Below are 15,605 nucleotides of genomic sequence, written 5' to 3'. Positions count from 1 at the left end.
ATGAGGCCGCGGTTTTGTCTGGCGCGATTGGACGCAGAATCGTTCAGGCGCTGTCAACAGGACGCATGCCGAGCTGTTCGCGTGCGACGACGGCCGCTTCGACCCTGTTGCGCACATTCAACTTCTGCAGGATGCCGGTCATGTAGTGCTTCACCGTCTTTTCCTGCAGATCGAGGTGGCGGCCGATCTCTTTGTTTGAACATCCAAGCGAGACGAGCCGGAGAATGCCCTCCTCCCGCTCCGTCAACATGTTCGCGCGCGTGCTCTCGCCATTGCGCTTCATCGTCAGCTTCATGGAGACCAGAAGGCCGGCGGCAAGCGATGGCGCGACGTAGGATTCGCCAGATGCTACCCGGTGAATAATCGAAACGAGTTCGCTGCCTTCCACACCCTTCAAGACATAGCCTTTGACGCCCTGCTCCAGCGCATTAATGACGTCCGTGTCCTGCTCCGAGACCGTGAGCATCATCACCTTCGTGTCCGGAACCGCGTCCATCACCCGCCCGGCTGCAGCGATACCGCCACCGCGCATCGAAACGTCGAGCAAGGCGACATCCGGCTTGTGCGCCATGCACAGAAGCACCGCATCATCGGCCGAGCCACCCTGCCCGACCACTTCCAGGCCGTCATGCTCGCTAAGCGTGCGGACGACCCCGTCGCGATAAAGCGGATGATCGTCCACCACCACAAGCCGTATCGCACTGTTCATGCCGCAATCCTTTCAACCTGGACGGACATCTCCAGCCGGCTGCCGGTCTGGGGAAATGTCTCGAAATGGAACAGGCCCCCCAGTGCCTCCAGACGACCCTGAAGCCCTTCCAATCCAAGGCTTTTTCGGTCGTTGGGAGGTCTGAGGTGGTCTGGCTGGTAGGGTCCGTTCGTTACGCTGAGATGCAGCACGCCGCGCTCCAAATGGCAAAGCACCGCTTGGTCGTTTCCGCCCGCGTGGCGAAAAGCATTGTTCAGACCTTCCTGCACGAAGCGATAACAACAGATCTTCAGGTGAACCGGCAGATCGAGATCGTCGTTGCAGACGCTGAGCTCCACCTTCGTAGCGGTACGACGTTCATGTGATCGGACGGCATCCCAAAGCAGCTCGGTCAAAGACTGGTTCTCGATCTGCGGCAGGGATAGTCCATTGCAGATAGTCCGAATGTCGCTCATCGCTTCACCCAGGACCTGCTGCACGAGCCCTGCTTCCGAGCGGCGACGCATCTCGTCGGCGCTGTCGCGAAGGCTCCCGATCCGCAGAGATGCGAGCCCGACGAGTTGCGCCGGTCCGTCGTGCAGATCGGCGCTTACACGGCGTAAGTAGCGCTCGTTGAGTTCGGTCGAGAGCGTATAGGCGCGCTCGATCCGCTCCCTCAGCGTGGCGTTCTGGTGAGACATCGCGGCGACGCGCTCGATCTCGTCCTGCAGCGCGGTCTTCTGTCGTTCGATCAGCCGGTTGCCGCCATGCACGACGCCGAACAAGAGAAGCCCCATGCCGCTCATCGTGGCGATGACCACGAGCCAGGATTGCCCGCGCGCCTGCGCCAACATCGCCTCGAGCTTCGTCGCGTCCTCGTAGAACTCGGCCACCGCCAGAACCTCACCGGTCCAGCGGTCTCGCACGGGACTGTAGATTTCAAGCAGCGGCACGCCGAGAGCGGCAACCCGGGCGCTCTCGTCATCGTGCAACGAGTCGCGGCTGGCCACGACCTCGCCCGCGACTGCCCGCAGCAGTTCGTCGGACGGCGTGAAATGCATACCGATCATATCGAAGTCGTTGCTGTATGCGACCCGACCATCGGGTTTCCAGATGCGCATGCCGACGACCCGGCCCGCGAGCGGCGCGCTTTTCTGCAATTCGTCGAGCGCGCGCACGGGCCCGATGGAGAGGACGTTCTTGTCCTTCAGTTCCTGGGCGATCGGCGTGACCAGACCATCGACGACGAGAGCCGTGGAAATGGCGACATTGGCCGTCACGCCACTGGAAATCCGGGCAACGACCCAGTTTCCGATGATCAGCGTCCCCATGATGAGAACCGCTGCACCGGCCAGAGCAAAACGAAGCGAAAGCGACAAGCGTCCCATGGGCCCGCCAAGCATCGTTGATGCACTCCAGCAGCGGATCAGTTGCAAAAACTCTACGTTCGCGAGGCGCCTCTAACAACTGGACGAAAGTCAGCCTGAAAAGCGACCAAGGGCCGAACCCGCAACCATCAAGGGTGCTGAAGCAGCCCATCCACGAGCGAACCTGCGAGAGGGCTGACCGCAAGCCAGAGCATGAGCAACGCTAGAGCGAGGAAGGCCGCAAAGGGCAATCGCCGCTGCATGTTCCATCCAAAACGTGACACGCTCATCAGGCCGACGACGATCAATGCCGTCAGGCTTGCCAGCAGGAGCATGAACGGAAATCCGGCCAGGCCGGTCCACGTGGCTGCAGCGGCGCAGAATTTGACATCGCCAAACCCGAGGCCGATGCGTCCGGATATTCGCGCATGCAGCGCACGCAGCGCGAGAAGTGCCCCGCCACAAACCAAGGATGCCAACAGTGCGAGCACGAGCGCTTCGTAACCCGCCGCTGGCGACTGCAGAATCCGCCAAGCGCAACCACCGACAAACAACAGTCCGTTGGCGCTATCGGCGACGCGCAGATGCCGCACATCCTCAACGGCGATGGCGAGGCAAAGAGCGCCGAGCCAAAGGCCGAACGGCCAGGTCGGGTCGATGCCGCCTTTTACGGTCAAGGCGACAGCAATCACCAATCCAAATGCTCCGGCACAGATCCCGATCAGCTCTCGCCGCGACACCTTGGACATCGGTTCAGCGCTTGATGGTACGCGGTCCCAATTCCCACATGCGCGACTGAAGCTCTTCCGCAACTGTCTGCGCATCCTTGCCATCGCGAATGACCGACGGGCGGATCAGAATCAGAAGTTCCGTGCGTTCGTTGGACCGGTTCGTGCTGCCGAAAAGATTGCCGATGCCGCGCATGCGCCGCAAGCCCGGAATACCGTCCTTGCCAGCTTCCGACTGATCCCGGATTAGACCGCCCAAAAGCACGGTCTGTCCATCGACGACCGCGACATTGCTCGAAATCGAACGGTTGGAGATGACGGGCGTGAGCGTTCCCGCGTTGGAAGATACCGCCGATATCTCCTGCTCGATCCGCATTGTCACGATGCCGTCTTCCGAGATACGGGGCCGCACGCGCATGATGATCCCCGTGTCGCGATATTCGACCTGGTTGCTGACCGGCGCATTCGCGTCCTCGACCGAAGTGACGGTGCGCGTGACGATCGGTATCTGATCGCCGACCTGAAAACGGGCTTCCTCATTCTCCATGACAACCAGCGACGGCGATGAGAGGACCTGCACATCGGTCACGGCATCGAGTGCATTGATGATAATGTCCGGACTGGACTCGCTGCCGACCACGAAATTGAAGCCAGGCAGTTCGCGCCCGATGTTGTCGGCCAGCGTGTTGAACAGCCCGATCGATCCGTTGTCGCTGCCGAGCCCAACATTCTGGCTCTTGACGAAATACTGAACGCCATAGCGCAACTCGTCAGTCAGCCGGACTTCGGCCATGGTGATGTTGATCGCCACCTGCAATTGTGGAACGTCGATGCGCCCGAGCGCTGACAGGGCCCTCTGCCGGGCATCCAGATCGCCATAGATGATGATCGAGTTGTTCGACGTATCCGGCTGAATGCGCGGTATTCCACCGCTTGCCGTCGGTGCATTGAAAATCTGGACCGGCTGCGAGGCAACGGTGAAGGCGCCCGAAACCCCATTATCATCGCCGAAAGCGGCATCGATCAGTTGCTCGCCTTGCGTCAAGGGCTCGTTGCCCGCCAGCGTCAAATCCTCCGCCGGCGCAAGCGACGGGGCTGACGGGCTAGCACTCTGGCCTTGGAACAACTGATTGAGCAGTTCGGCGACAACGGAGGCTTCGCGATATTTCAGCCGATACACATGCACGCTTTCGTCCAGATCGGCATTCTCCCGGTCCAGTCGTTCCACCCAGGTCTGCGCGCGTTCGATGAGCTCCCTGTTCTGGGAAACGGCGAGAACGGCCTGCAGCCGCGGCATCGGCATGAACTGGATGACATTGGAGCCGCTGCCGCCGCCCTGCGCTGCGAAGATGCGCTCCAGTTCGGGGATCACAGCCTCCGGTTTTGCAGTGCGCATGGTCAGAATGCCAACGGACTGGTCCTGCATCCAGTCGACGTCGAAAGCGAGCGCCGTTTCGATCGCCGACCGTCGGTCCGCGGAACTGCCGAGCACGATCAAGAGATTGCGCGTGGTCTCAACGCGGAGCGAGCCGGGCCGCGCACCGAAGCCGTTGATCAGTTGGCTGAGCGTCTGTGGCGAGATGAACTGCAGCGGGATGATGCTGAGCCCGTAGCCGGCACCTGCCATGCCGTAGTCCACCCGAGAGGTCGTCGCGGACGTCGCCTCGACCACTTGGTAGGTCTCGCCGCTGCGCGTCAGTTCCGCGCCGTTGACGCGAAGAACGGCTTCCAGAAGCTCAAGCAGGCTGTCACGACCGATCGGCCGGGCCGTCGACAACGTCACGGTTCCGGAAACATTGGGGTCGACCGTGTAATTCAGCTGCAACGTCTGACCAAGCACCGTGTCGATGAATTCGAGGAGGTCGGCATCCTCGAAATTCAGCTGCACGCCGCCATTGGTCGAAGTCGGCGTCTGGCCGGTAACCGTGCCATCGATGCCCGGGCTGCTGGCGCCAAAGATGCGAGAGGCGGCAATCTCCTGATTGCCCTGCGAGCCGCCGGAAGAATTACCACTGCCGCGCGGAGAACGCGCCGAAAAATCCGGTCGGAAGACCTGGCTGAGAACCGATGGCCGCTCGGCAGTGGCACCGCCCTCGGAATTCGCGCAGCCGCCAGCCATGGGCAACGAAAGCAGGATGGCGGCCAGAGCGCCCATACTACGCTTGATATGCAACGCCGTCCCTCCTGGCCCACCACCGGCCGCGCCGCGCATGTATTACCGAAGCAAGCATCCCCGACATCTTCTGCCCCCAAACAGAAAACGCCCGCTCGACTTTTCCGAAAACTGATTCGTAAGGCGAGTGCGGTAATGGTATTGTCAAAGTCTGCAATAAGCCATGGGCTTGATGCAGCTCCGTTCGGCAACGCGTCGGAAAATCCACATGGATGCTTTCGTTACAGATGCTCAAATCAGGGATTCGGCGCCCTTTATCGCGTTCCTGCAAAACAACGGTTACATGTCCGGCGACGAGCCTATTCTGGGAAACCTTCGCCAGGCTGGACGCACGTCTTACGGCGATTTGCACGATGCCGCGCTGATACCTGCTCCGCGACTTGCAGATGCCGTCGCCGCCTTCCACGGCTTGCAGCGTGCCGACGACCAGGCGATCATCTACGACCCCGAGCTCCTGGAAAGCCTGTCGATCCGTTTCCTGCGCGGCAGCTGGCTGTTTCCGTGTCGATTGAACGGCTCGGTTGCCATCGCGACCGCCGACCCGACACGCACCGATGACATCGTCGTCCTGCAGCTTGCCATGGGCGAAGACGTGCCGCTGGCAGTCGCGTCCTTCGACGCGCTGGCTGCACGTTTCGACGAGGCGACGTCGGAGCGCCGCCACACCGGGGCTGCCGTAGCTGCTGAGCGTCCGCTGTCCATCGGCGAAGGGGACAGCGAGCGCCTGCACGATCTTGCGAGCGATGCGCCGATCGTCACGGCGGTCGACGGGCTCGTGGAGGCGGCGCTGATTGCGGGTGCCACCGATGTCCATGTCGAGATGGAGCAATCCGGCGCACGCATCCGCTTGCGCGTAGATGGTGTGTTGCGTTTGCACGAGCGCGTCGCGGAAGAGACCGCGCGCGGCATCATCTCGCGCGTCAAGATTCTGTCTGGCCTCAACATTGCCGAACGCCGCCTGCCGCAGGACGGTCGCGCCCGCATGCGCATCGGAACGCTGGAGACCGACATTCGCGTGGCGACTGCCCCTGCCCTTCACGGCGAAAGCCTCGTCATGCGGCTTCTGGCGCGCGGAGCCCATGCGCTCGATCTCGCCCGCCTCGGCATGGCGCCCGACGACCTTGCACGCTTCAGCGCGCATCTCGAGCAACCGCATGGCATGATCGTGGTGACTGGCCCGACCGGCAGCGGCAAGACGACGACCCTGACGGCAGCGCTCGCCGCGCTGAACCGATCCGACCGCAAGATCATGACGGTCGAAGATCCGATCGAGTACCAGATCCCCGGCATCAGCCAGACCCAGGTTCGGCCGGCAATCGCGCTCGATTTTGCCACCGCGCTGCGCGCTTTCCTGCGCCACGACCCGGATATCCTGATGGTGGGCGAAATGCGTGATGGCGAGACGGCGGCTGTGGGCATCCAGGCCGCGCTGACCGGCCATCTGCTCTTGACGACGCTGCACACCAACAGTGCCGCCGATGCCGTGACGCGACTGGTGGACCTCGGCGTCGAGCCGTTCCTGATCAACGCGACGCTTCGATGCGTCGTCGGCCAGCGCCTCGTGCGGCAACTCTGCCCGCATTGCCGGACGGTCGACGAGAATGCCGGAAGGGCTCTCAAGCCCTTTGCCGACAGCGGTCGTCTGACGATGAAGGCCGACGCAGTCATTTACCGTGCCGAGGGCTGCGGCCAGTGCGCACAGACCGGTTACCGCGGACGGATCGGTATCTTCGAGGTTCTGAGCATGGACGAACCCTTGCGCGGCATGATCCGATCGGGCCACTCCGCCGGCGACATCGAAGCCGCGGCCGTCTCGAGCGGCATGACCACCATGCTGCAGGACGGATACGCCAAAGTGTGTACCGGCCAGACAAGCGTGGACGAGCTGCTGAAGGCAACCATCTGAGGCGCGGGACGGATTTCGTCTATCGCTCGAACAATGCATAGACCGCGCGCCTCCCCTCATGCTCGAAGGCGATGGTGCGCGCATCGACGACCGACAGCACCCAGAGATCGAGCAAGGCGCCATCCTCCATCCGCAGCACCTCGCCCGTCGGCTGATGCTCGATGATCGCAAAGCCTGTTTGGTCGCCAATCGTGACGCCGACCAGCCGTACGGCTGGTTCGGGTAGTGGCGGCGCAGGCGGTTGCGCCATGGGTTCGGCGATCGCCACCGGCTGGATGATCGCGGGCGGCGGTGGGGCGGTCGGTCGCCGAAAGGGCGCAAACAGCGGTCTCTCCCGCATGTCTGCCAAGGTCTCAAGCGACATCTGCGGAAAGAATGGTGTTTCTGCGGCCGTTTCCTCGGTGCCGTCGGCCATTGCGGCTGTCCAGACCGGGGCTGAACAGATCAGAGCGAAAGCCAAGCTCGCGATGCGCCATCTCATGGCTCCATCCTCCGATAGGCTTCCACAACCAGATCGGCGTTGAGAATCGGTGCTTCATCGGCATCGAACGTTGCCAACCGCAGTGATTGGACACGCATCGCCGGCCGACCCTGTTCGATCGCGTAGAGCATTTCCTGGAAAGCATCGTTCTCGGCTTTGAACGCCAACCGAAGCCGGATGCCCGGCTTGGCCGCTGCCTGGGTCTCCGCATCCAGGGCGCGCATGACTTCGAATTCATCGATGTCGATCCCCGCCTCACGCGCAAGCGTCGCCAACTGGGCCTGGAGACCAGCCGCAGCGACGGCCTCGGTCGCCCCATCCAAATAGAAATCGACAAGCATCCCCTCGCCAGAGCGGTCGTCGCCCCTGGCACTCGGTTGCAGCCGCTGCTGCAGCTGGGCAATGGTATTGTCGACGATGGACGTCTCTTGTCGCAGATCGGAAAGCCGGTCTTGAGCCCAGAAAAATGCAGCGACAGGCGCTGTCGCGAGCAGCGCCAGGCAGGCAATTGTGACGGCGCGAGCGCGGCTCATGACGTGTCTCCCGCCCGGACAGCCACGACCTCGAAACGCTCCGACCCCGTGTCGCGATCGACGAAGACCGACGAGGCGAAGCGAACCTGATCGAGATTTGGATCGCTTTCGAGCAACGGGATCAACGCGCCCGCGTCATCCGAATAACCGGAAAGACGGATTTCCGCTCCGGACGCTTCGAATGCGGTCAGGTAGGTGCCATCGGGCAATGTCGCGCTCAAAGCGTTGAGCAACATTACCAGCGGTTCGTCTGCCAATTTTGCCTGCAGCAAAAATTGCGCACCTTCACCGGGCGCGTTGCTCGCTAGCCGCGTTTCGAGTTCTGCGCGGAGCTCGGCCGCCTGCGCCACTCTGACCGCCAGCGCACTCTGCGAAGCGGCGACCTGCAGATAGGCGAAGGTGCTGCCCGCCAGCGCTCCGGCAACCAGGAGCAGAATGATGGCGGAAGCGCTGCGCCGCGCCCTCGCATGGCGAGCCTGCGGATCGGCCAGCAAATCCAGCGCCGGTCCATCCGCCAGGCTTTCGGAAATCGGCCCGAGGGTCACCGCGCGCAGACCGGCTGCAGCCAAGTCCTTTTCCATCCGCTCCCAGAACTTGCGCGCCATGATGGCGATCCGGACCATCAGCGCGCCTGGCGCCTGCGTGCCGTCTCGCTGGATCCGGAAAGCATGCAGCGCGCTGCCGTTGTTCCAGGGACTGAGCTTCTCGATCTGCAGCCCGACAACCGCTGGGATGTGCTCAGCAGGCGTCGGCGGCAATTGCACCACACGCCGCATCACCATGCGATCGCCGAGGCGAACATCGACATCAAGCGCCGATTGGTTGGCGGTTCGTTTGAGAACGGAGCCGATGCTGTCCAGAGACCCTTCGGCCACGGTCACCAGCTTGCGACCGCGCCGCTTCTGCAGAACGAAACCACCGGCGGTCTGTGTGAGCACATGACGGCTTCGCGAACGACGCCCGTGCGTCGGCGCGATCAGTCCGGCGGTCTCGTCGACCAGCAGGCTCCAAATGCCGTGTAGGGGCGAAACGAGCGCGCGCATCAGCGTCCTCCCCGTCCGGTATCGGCGATCGGGCGCCGCGCCCATGCGAGAACGGTGAAAGGATCCTGGTCGGTTCCGTCCTCGATCACGGCCTCGGCCCGGCCTGCCAGCCCGTTCCCGGCCCAGGCATCGACGGTCACGCGAAACCGTTGCGGCGTCTGCGTGGAAAGATAATCGGCGTGATCGCGGGCAATCTCGAGAATCGTCTCATCGGCGGTCGCGCTTCGCGCCTGGCGCGCCGAGAGAATTCGCTCGACCTCCCGTAGCGAGATCTCCGGCACGGCGCGAAGCACCAGCCTGTCGGCGCTCCACGGATCGACCTGCCCCATGCCGCCGAACACGGTGAGATAGGGGGAAAGGCGTGCAAAATCCGCCGGCGCAAGACCTTCGATCGCAGCCAGATCGCCGATCGTCGTCAAGGCTCCGGATGCTTGCGCTTGCGGATCACCGGCTGAACGCAGCGCCAGCACGCGGTCGGCAAAGCTTGCCGCTGGCATGGAGGTTGCGCCGACCTCGGAATAGAGGTTCGCCAAGAAAGCAGCATCGGCCCAATTCACATCGACCCGACCGGTTTCCGATGATGTCTCGACCACCACGCGGCCATTCTCGAGCACGATCGTTTCAGCGCCGGGTTGCCAATCCTCATTGCCGGCCTCAGCCCCGAACAAACGAAACGCGGCAACATCGAGCCCACTGTCGAGCAGCGCTTCCACCTCGACCATTTGCAGTTCGATCAGCGATCGGCCGAGCGTGGGTCGCGGCGTCGTCAGCAGACCGGCCGCGATCGTCGCAAGCAGCGAGCAGACGAGCAGCACCGAAATGGTGACGTATCCCGCATCATGCCCTCTCGCATCGTAACCAACCGGTGCGCGCATCATGGCCGCTCCGTTCTGTCGAGAACCGCGACGCAGGCACCGATGCAAACGGTCGTGCGGTTGGCGCGGATGGGCGCCACGACTTCGGCGATGATGGTTTCAGGCGCGCGCCCGGTGAGGACGCTCAGCCGGACGAACGCGGGCAGTTCATTTGCCCGGGTCCAGCTGTCGAGCCATCGGCCTTCGCCGTGGCGGGCACGATAGGCGAACCGAAAACGCCATGGACCGTTGAGCACCGCTTCGGCGGTTGCGGCAGCGCGTTGATCAGCCTCGACGGAGGTATAGTTCGCAACCGATCGCTCGACCCGCACGCCTTGCGCCCGATACGTAACGAGTGCCGAAATGCCGTCGATGCCGGAGCGGGCTGCAACGAAGGTCATCGCATTGGCGCTTCCGGTCATGGCCGGACCGTTGACGACGTCTCCGGGGATGAAGGCGGCGGCGACATCGTGGCGCCAGGCCTCCAGGCCGCCGATCAGCGTTTCGGCGAGGTTTGTTCGTTCGCTCATCGCCTTGGCGTTGCGCACCACCATACCGGTCGAGACGGCGAGCGCGACGAACACCAACGCGGTGATCGCCAGCACGACGACGGCTTCCAGGAGTGCGAAACCATCTTCCCGTCCGGTAGAAACGGTGCCGCTCATTCGACCGCTCCATAGGAAAGGCGCTCGATCACGAGCGTTCGATTGCCGCTCACCTGGATGCTGATGCGCGTGGTGAAAAGCGCAGGCGACGCGCCGTCTTCCGTCCTGGAATTCAGTCCGGCTTCGCGAATCTTCGTCTCCGTGCGCCAGCTATGGCCGTCGGTTGCGCCCGTCAGTTGGCCAGCATGGGGAGCGCTTTGCGCCAGATCGGCCAAAACGCTATCGGCGGCCAGCCGCGCGCTCACCAAACTTGCCGTCTCACTCGACATCTGCCGCGCCGTCACGATCGCTTGCGGCAGAAGAGCCGTCATGGCCGAGAGCGTCGCGACGGCGACGAGGCTGTCGATCAGCGTAAAGCCGGCCTCGCTGTCGCGTGCTGAGGTTTTCATTGGCTGCTCCCGGTCCCCGGAGCGGACAGCCGGACGGCGGAAGTGGCAGGATCGATGGTGATGACGTTCAGGGACTGAGCTTGTGCCAGACGAAACCAACCGCCTGACGAGCGTCCGTCCGGATAGAAGACGACGCCGGACGATTGTGCCTGCACATCTACCAGGACGCCGCTGGGGATGGGGACGACGATCCCGTTCGCGCTGGAATGGACAAACAGGCCCGCGGTATCGACGGTCGTTGCGACCAGCCTGCCGCTGCGCAAAGCCGCATTGCGATCCGCCCGCAGCAACGAGACGACGGCACTCGTCGTGCGCTCGAGACGCGCCGATGCCACGAGCGCCTGTGCCGGCGGAACCACGAGAGCGGCTGCCAAAGCGAAGATCACGATCGCGATCATTGTCTCCAGGAGAGCATAACCGGCCGTTCCGTCATCAGGGCGTCTGGCTGTCGGCATCGTCGCCTCCCCCCTCCACGCCATCCGGTCCGAAAGAAACGATACGGTACTGTCCACCCGGTTCCGCCCGATAGGCGTAGGCGTTGCCCCAGGGATCGGTTGGGATGGCAGCCTGCTGGATGTAGGGACCCGACCAGCGGGCGATCCCGTTGCCATCGACGAGCGCGCCGAGACCCTCGGCGTCGGAGGGGTAGCGTCCTGTATCCAGGTAGAAGAGATCGAGCGCTGCGGTCAGGGCGGTCATCTGAAGCGCGCTTGCCCGTGCCCTCGCATCGGTCAGATAGCCGAGAACCCTCGGCGCCACGAGACCGGAGATGAGGCTGAGAATAACGAGCACGACCAGCAGCTCGACGAGTGTGAACCCTTCTTCGCCACGCCGGGTGCGGCGCTGAGCGTCCGTCGATGTCGGCTTTGCAGCTGGGGCTTTTCGGATTCTCATAGCACGATCTCGTTGACGCTGAGGAGCGCGCCGATGACGGCCACGATCATCCAGGCGATGAGCGCGCTGACGAGCAGGAGCAGCATCGGTGCGGCGACCGCCGTCATCCGATCCAGCGCCTTGTCCAGCATCGTTTGATAAACGCTCGAAACCCGCAGGCACGCATCGGCAAGCTCGCCGCTTTCTTCCGCGACCTTGACCATCTGGCCGGCCGCCGGAGCGATGATCTCGCCCCGCGCAAACGCCGCACTGAGCCGCGTGCCGCCGCGCACGGCGCGCACTACGTCCGCTAGGTCCCTGCGATGGCGCGATTGGCGTAGCACGTCGCCACTGTGGCGCAGCGCAGATGGCAAATCCGCGCCACTTGCGAGCAACAACCCGAGGATCGCCGTCAGGCTCGCCGTCCGCTCATATTCGAGAATGCGCTTCAAGCCGGGCAGCGCACCGGCCGTGTCGAAGAACAGGTCTGCCGCGGCGGCACTGCGCATGACCACCAGGGCGCCGATGAGCAGAAGGATTGCCACCGCAAGAAGTGATGTTTGATGATGAAGCGCGAAGTCGGAAAGCGCGAAGACCAGTGAAGCCTGGCCGCCTGCAGCGATCTCGAGATCCGACAGCGCCGATTTGAACTGCGGGATCACGTAGAGAAGCACGAAGGCGAGGACCGCGACGGCTGCCACCGCCAAAAAGGCCGGATAGGCGAGTGAGGCAAACAGCCGTTCGCGCAGGCGCTCGACCCGCCGCCTCTCCACGACGAGCATCTCGAGCGATGCCTCCATCGCGCCAGACCGTTCGGCGGCGCGAACGACGCCGAGATAGGTGGTTCCGAACTGCGCCGTGTAGGGTGCAAGGGCTTCCGAAAGTGCGGCGCCGGAAGAAACGGACCGGGCGATCCGATCGAGGACCCGTGCGAGGCTGCGCGATGCGCCCTGCGCCAGAAGCGCAAGCGCGCGGTCGAGGGCAACGCCTGCGCGCAGAAGCAACGCCAATTGTTCGGTGGTGTCGGTGATCTCGCGCCGGGCGACATGCCCACTTGTTTTCACCGGCGCGATTTCGGCAGCGGCATCCTGAACGAGCACAGGAACAAGCGAGCGCGCTTCGAGCGCGACGAGCGCTTGGGTGCGCGATATGGCGTGTTCGACGCCCTCGACGACCTGGCCGTCCGGCGTCAGTGCCTTGAACCGAAATCCCTGCATGTTCCCTGGCGCCCGCTCGCCTGTGGAAGCTCCTTTCGGCCCTACGGCTGACGCTTGTGCCCCTGCATCGGACCTTGGGCCGGAGGAATTCTAACCCCCTAATTTCCTTGACCGTTCCCAACGAGAACAGACTTGCAGACTAAGGCGATAAGCAAGGAAAGCGAATACTCCGATGTCGAATATATGAAGAGACAAAGGTCCGCACCGGCTTGGACTTTGGTCCTATACAAAATAGACTTAGCTAATAATTGAATCTCTGAAGATGCGGCGTAATATAGAAGTCACAAAATCACAAAAAAATCAATTTTCAACGTGTTCCGAGCGGGGACTAGCCAATGTATATAGCGGAAAACGCTTCAAGAATCCGAAAGTTGGAAGCTGAACGGGCGCGGGCGAACCGAGCAGAGATCGTTCAGGCACTCAATCAAGAGCAAGTATCGCGACGCGACCTCATGCGCTGGGGCATTTTTACCGCCACCGGCGCGTTGGCACTGAAGAACGGCCTGAGCCCGTTCGCCACGAGCGCCTACGCATCCGTGCCGACCGGCGCTCCAAGGAGCCCGCTCTTCGGCGTCAAGAAATTCACCGAGCCGATGCACAGAACACAATTGCAGAAGCCAATTCCCTTGAGGCGCAAGCGTGACACACTTCAGGCCGGCAAGGAATTCAACGCGGTGTTCCCGGCCAGATTCGAAGAGCCGCCGGCAAGGCGGCTTTCCTATCACACCGAGTTCAGCAAAAATCCCTACGCCAATATGGCTTACGTCAACCCGAAAACTCATCGGGGCCCGATCGAAGGCCGGCCGCCGGGTGAAATCTTTGCGCATCAGCGGTGGGACGAATATTTCCCCAAGGCCGCCTATGTCATGTCGATCGGGCAGTGCGCCGGCGACACGTATCTTCACGATCTCTTTCCGACCCAGTCGCCGGATAGTTTCTGGTGCTACGGTTCAGGCAAGGACAGCTACGGATCAATGCCGCCGTTCCTGATCAAGATGCGCTATGGCGAGCCAGTCGTCACACGCGTCTACAACAACATGCCCGTCGACAGATCGCAGAACAACGGCTTCGGGCGAAACGAAACGCAGCTGCATTTTCACAACGCGCACAATGGCGCCGAAAGCGATGGTGGCGCCAATACGCACCATTTCCCCGGCACCTTCTACGACTATCGCTGGAGCACCACCCTTGCGCGTGCCGACAAGATCAATACCGACGCCAGCGATCCGCGCGCATCGGGACCGGACGGGGCCGGCGGCCTTGTGCACGTGAAAGGCGATTTCCGCGAAATCCAAAGCTCCATGTGGGCCCACGATCACCGCTTCTTCTTCACCGCCGAAAATGTCTATAAGGGCAATTTCGGCGCCGTGAACATGTACAGCGGACCGGACCGTGGCAACGAGACGCTGCAAGACGGCGTGAATCTCAGGCTTCCAAGTGGTTCGCTTCTCGACTGGGGCAATACCGATTTCGACGTCAATCTGATCATCTCGGATTGCGCTTGTGACGCAAGCGGACAGCTCTTCTTCGACATCTTTGATGTCGATGGATTTGTCGGCGACATCCCGCTCATCAATGGCGGCTATGCACCCTACATGGAAGTTTTGCCGCGCAAGTACCGCTTCCGACTCCTCAATGCCAGCGTTTCGCGTTTCTGGAAACTCGCAATCGCGGATCAGAACGGCAATCCGGTACCGTTCCAGCTGATCGCGACGGATGGCAACTTCCTGACACAACCGTACACCCTCTCGACCCTCCCGCCGCAAGGCATGGGCGAGCGCTTTGATATCGTCGTCGATTTCTCTGCCTTCCCGCTGGCCCAGCGATTTTACCTCGTCAATCAGGCAAAGCACGTCGACGGACTGCGCATGAAGGAGCAATTGTCAATCAAGTCCTCAATGCGCGGGGATGAGGAAGATCCGGTCGTCGGCTCGATCATGGAATTCCGTATCGTCGACCGGGTGCGCAGCGTCGACGTCAAGAGCGTCATGCTCAAATGGACCGATCCTGATCCGAGCCGCGTGCCCATGCAACTGACCGAACAGATCCCAATCGTGGAGCCGGTGCGGCGCCGCCATGTGGAATTCAAGAAGTCAGGCGGCAATTCGCGCGGTCCGGACGGTTCGTGCACGCCGGATTGCCCGGAACACGCCACTTTCCCGTGGACGGTGCGCATCAACGGCGAAGACCACCACTCCTTCAACGCCAACCGAATCTCGATGATCATCCCGCAGTCAGGCGACGTTGAGCACTGGACCTATGAAAATGGCGGCGGCGGATGGGACCATCCGATCCACCTTCATTTCGAGGAAGGCGTCACCATCGGCCGTCAGGGCATGTCGATGCCGTCCTTCGAATATGGCGCGCGCAAGGATGTCTGGCGGCTTGGCGAGGGCGGAAGCGTCACCTTCCAGGTCCAGTTCGGCGAATTCGGCGGCTCCTATGTGAACCATTGCCACAATACGGTTCACGAGGACTTTGCGATGCTGTCTCGCTTCCAGGCATTGACCGGCGTCCCGGGTTCGCCGCAGCGCTCGATCACACCGACGCCAAATCCGACGCCGGATGGTGTCTTCTTCACGACGCCGGAGATTATCCCGGAAGGCGTGCCACGCGACATCAATCCGCAAGAACTGGCCTCTGTCACCGATCTCATTCCGAAGAACTGACCATCCGAAGGGGCTCGGC

The 15,605-nt window shown here is 62.4% G+C and carries 15 protein-coding genes; 2 read left to right on the top strand and 13 right to left on the bottom strand.

The annotated features are described in order from the left end of the window. Window positions 1–43 precede the first annotated feature (43 nt). From GC125_RS06940 to gspD, 4 genes are all read right to left on the bottom strand, one after another. On the bottom strand, window positions 44–709 hold the full coding sequence (locus GC125_RS06940; RefSeq protein WP_151984895.1) for a response regulator: 666 nt from the start codon (window positions 707–709) through the stop codon (window positions 44–46). Further along, entirely contained in the window at window positions 706–2,076 is a 1,371-nt protein-coding gene (locus tag GC125_RS06935; RefSeq protein WP_199864487.1) for a sensor histidine kinase, read from the bottom strand. Before GC125_RS06935 ends, GC125_RS06940 begins: the two co-directional genes overlap by 4 nt. A gap of 128 nt (window positions 2,077–2,204) precedes the next feature. Further along, window positions 2,205–2,804 (bottom strand): prepilin peptidase, encoded by a 600-nt coding sequence (locus tag GC125_RS06930; RefSeq protein ID WP_151984891.1) that lies wholly within the window; start codon window positions 2,802–2,804, stop codon window positions 2,205–2,207. Between the two features lie 4 nt (window positions 2,805–2,808). After that, entirely contained in the window at window positions 2,809–4,956 is a 2,148-nt protein-coding gene (gspD, locus tag GC125_RS06925) for a type II secretion system secretin GspD (RefSeq protein WP_286165398.1), read from the bottom strand. A gap of 208 nt (window positions 4,957–5,164) precedes the next feature. On the opposite strand from gspD, the gene GC125_RS06920 reads away from it, so the two are divergent. Beyond that, window positions 5,165–6,862: a GspE/PulE family protein gene (locus tag GC125_RS06920; RefSeq protein WP_199864486.1), complete on the top strand. Its 1,698-nt coding sequence runs from the start codon at window positions 5,165–5,167 to the stop codon at window positions 6,860–6,862. Window positions 6,863–6,881: 19 nt separating this feature from the next. On the opposite strand, the gene GC125_RS06915 is transcribed toward GC125_RS06920, so the two are convergent. The 9 genes from GC125_RS06915 to GC125_RS06875 are packed head-to-tail and all read right to left on the bottom strand — an operon-like array spanning window position 6,882 to window position 12,917. Then, window positions 6,882–7,343 carry a hypothetical protein gene (locus tag GC125_RS06915; protein ID WP_151984888.1) on the bottom strand — a complete coding sequence of 154 codons (462 nt, stop codon included), beginning with the start codon at window positions 7,341–7,343 and terminating at the stop codon, window positions 6,882–6,884. Next, the gene (gene gspM, locus GC125_RS06910) at window positions 7,340–7,876 is read right to left on the bottom strand and encodes a type II secretion system protein GspM (RefSeq protein ID WP_151984886.1); all 537 of its coding nucleotides are present in this window, start codon (window positions 7,874–7,876) and stop codon (window positions 7,340–7,342) included. The genes GC125_RS06915 and gspM overlap by 4 nt, the downstream gene beginning before the upstream one ends. Next, on the bottom strand, window positions 7,873–8,919 hold the full coding sequence (locus GC125_RS06905) for a PilN domain-containing protein (RefSeq protein WP_199864485.1): 1,047 nt from the start codon (window positions 8,917–8,919) through the stop codon (window positions 7,873–7,875). The genes gspM and GC125_RS06905 overlap by 4 nt, the downstream gene beginning before the upstream one ends. Beyond that, complete coding sequence (locus GC125_RS06900) at window positions 8,919–9,797, bottom strand: type II secretion system minor pseudopilin (protein WP_151984882.1); 879 nt, start codon at window positions 9,795–9,797, stop codon at window positions 8,919–8,921. Before GC125_RS06900 ends, GC125_RS06905 begins: the two co-directional genes overlap by 1 nt. Then, window positions 9,794–10,438: a type II secretion system protein gene (locus GC125_RS06895; protein ID WP_151984881.1), complete on the bottom strand. Its 645-nt coding sequence runs from the start codon at window positions 10,436–10,438 to the stop codon at window positions 9,794–9,796. Before GC125_RS06895 ends, GC125_RS06900 begins: the two co-directional genes overlap by 4 nt. Continuing rightward, on the bottom strand, window positions 10,435–10,827 hold the full coding sequence (locus tag GC125_RS06890; RefSeq protein ID WP_151984879.1) for a hypothetical protein: 393 nt from the start codon (window positions 10,825–10,827) through the stop codon (window positions 10,435–10,437). The genes GC125_RS06895 and GC125_RS06890 overlap by 4 nt, the downstream gene beginning before the upstream one ends. Further along, the gene (locus GC125_RS06885; RefSeq protein WP_151984878.1) at window positions 10,824–11,282 is read right to left on the bottom strand and encodes a pilus assembly FimT family protein; all 459 of its coding nucleotides are present in this window, start codon (window positions 11,280–11,282) and stop codon (window positions 10,824–10,826) included. The genes GC125_RS06890 and GC125_RS06885 overlap by 4 nt, the downstream gene beginning before the upstream one ends. After that, window positions 11,260–11,721: a type II secretion system major pseudopilin GspG gene (gene gspG / locus GC125_RS06880; RefSeq protein WP_151984876.1), complete on the bottom strand. Its 462-nt coding sequence runs from the start codon at window positions 11,719–11,721 to the stop codon at window positions 11,260–11,262. The genes GC125_RS06885 and gspG overlap by 23 nt, the downstream gene beginning before the upstream one ends. After that, window positions 11,718–12,917: a type II secretion system F family protein gene (locus GC125_RS06875; protein WP_151984874.1), complete on the bottom strand. Its 1,200-nt coding sequence runs from the start codon at window positions 12,915–12,917 to the stop codon at window positions 11,718–11,720. The genes gspG and GC125_RS06875 overlap by 4 nt, the downstream gene beginning before the upstream one ends. Before the next feature lie 452 nt (window positions 12,918–13,369). Here GC125_RS06875 and GC125_RS06870 point away from each other — a divergent pair, with 452 nt between their 5' ends. Next, window positions 13,370–15,586 (top strand): multicopper oxidase family protein, encoded by a 2,217-nt coding sequence (locus tag GC125_RS06870; RefSeq protein WP_286165397.1) that lies wholly within the window; start codon window positions 13,370–13,372, stop codon window positions 15,584–15,586. Window positions 15,587–15,605 lie beyond the last annotated feature (19 nt).

This window comes from Rhizobium sp. EC-SD404 (genome assembly GCF_902498825.1).
Lineage (GTDB): Bacteria > Pseudomonadota > Alphaproteobacteria > Rhizobiales > Rhizobiaceae > Georhizobium.
This window is presented reverse-complemented; position numbering and strand designations above follow the sequence as displayed.

What these genes read in the sequence shown, in the direction of transcription:
- GC125_RS06875 (WP_151984874.1), bottom strand. Translation starts at nt 12,917, where the DNA reads ATGCAGGGATTTCGGTTCAAGGCACTGACGCCGGACGGCCAGGTCGTC.
- GC125_RS06935 (WP_199864487.1), bottom strand. Translation starts at nt 2,076, where the DNA reads ATGGGACGCTTGTCGCTTTCGCTTCGTTTTGCTCTGGCCGGTGCAGCG.
- GC125_RS06915 (WP_151984888.1), bottom strand. Translation starts at nt 7,343, where the DNA reads ATGAGATGGCGCATCGCGAGCTTGGCTTTCGCTCTGATCTGTTCAGCC.
- GC125_RS06895 (WP_151984881.1), bottom strand. Translation starts at nt 10,438, where the DNA reads ATGAGCGGCACCGTTTCTACCGGACGGGAAGATGGTTTCGCACTCCTG.
- GC125_RS06920 (WP_199864486.1), top strand. Translation starts at nt 5,165, where the DNA reads ATGGATGCTTTCGTTACAGATGCTCAAATCAGGGATTCGGCGCCCTTT.
- GC125_RS06870 (WP_286165397.1), top strand. Translation starts at nt 13,370, where the DNA reads ATGCGCTGGGGCATTTTTACCGCCACCGGCGCGTTGGCACTGAAGAAC.
- gspG (WP_151984876.1), bottom strand. Translation starts at nt 11,721, where the DNA reads ATGAGAATCCGAAAAGCCCCAGCTGCAAAGCCGACATCGACGGACGCT.
- gspM (WP_151984886.1), bottom strand. Translation starts at nt 7,876, where the DNA reads ATGAGCCGCGCTCGCGCCGTCACAATTGCCTGCCTGGCGCTGCTCGCG.
- GC125_RS06930 (WP_151984891.1), bottom strand. Translation starts at nt 2,804, where the DNA reads ATGTCCAAGGTGTCGCGGCGAGAGCTGATCGGGATCTGTGCCGGAGCA.
- GC125_RS06940 (WP_151984895.1), bottom strand. Translation starts at nt 709, where the DNA reads ATGAACAGTGCGATACGGCTTGTGGTGGTGGACGATCATCCGCTTTAT.
- GC125_RS06905 (WP_199864485.1), bottom strand. Translation starts at nt 8,919, where the DNA reads ATGCGCGCGCTCGTTTCGCCCCTACACGGCATTTGGAGCCTGCTGGTC.
- GC125_RS06885 (WP_151984878.1), bottom strand. Translation starts at nt 11,282, where the DNA reads ATGCCGACAGCCAGACGCCCTGATGACGGAACGGCCGGTTATGCTCTC.
- GC125_RS06890 (WP_151984879.1), bottom strand. Translation starts at nt 10,827, where the DNA reads ATGAAAACCTCAGCACGCGACAGCGAGGCCGGCTTTACGCTGATCGAC.
- GC125_RS06900 (WP_151984882.1), bottom strand. Translation starts at nt 9,797, where the DNA reads ATGATGCGCGCACCGGTTGGTTACGATGCGAGAGGGCATGATGCGGGA.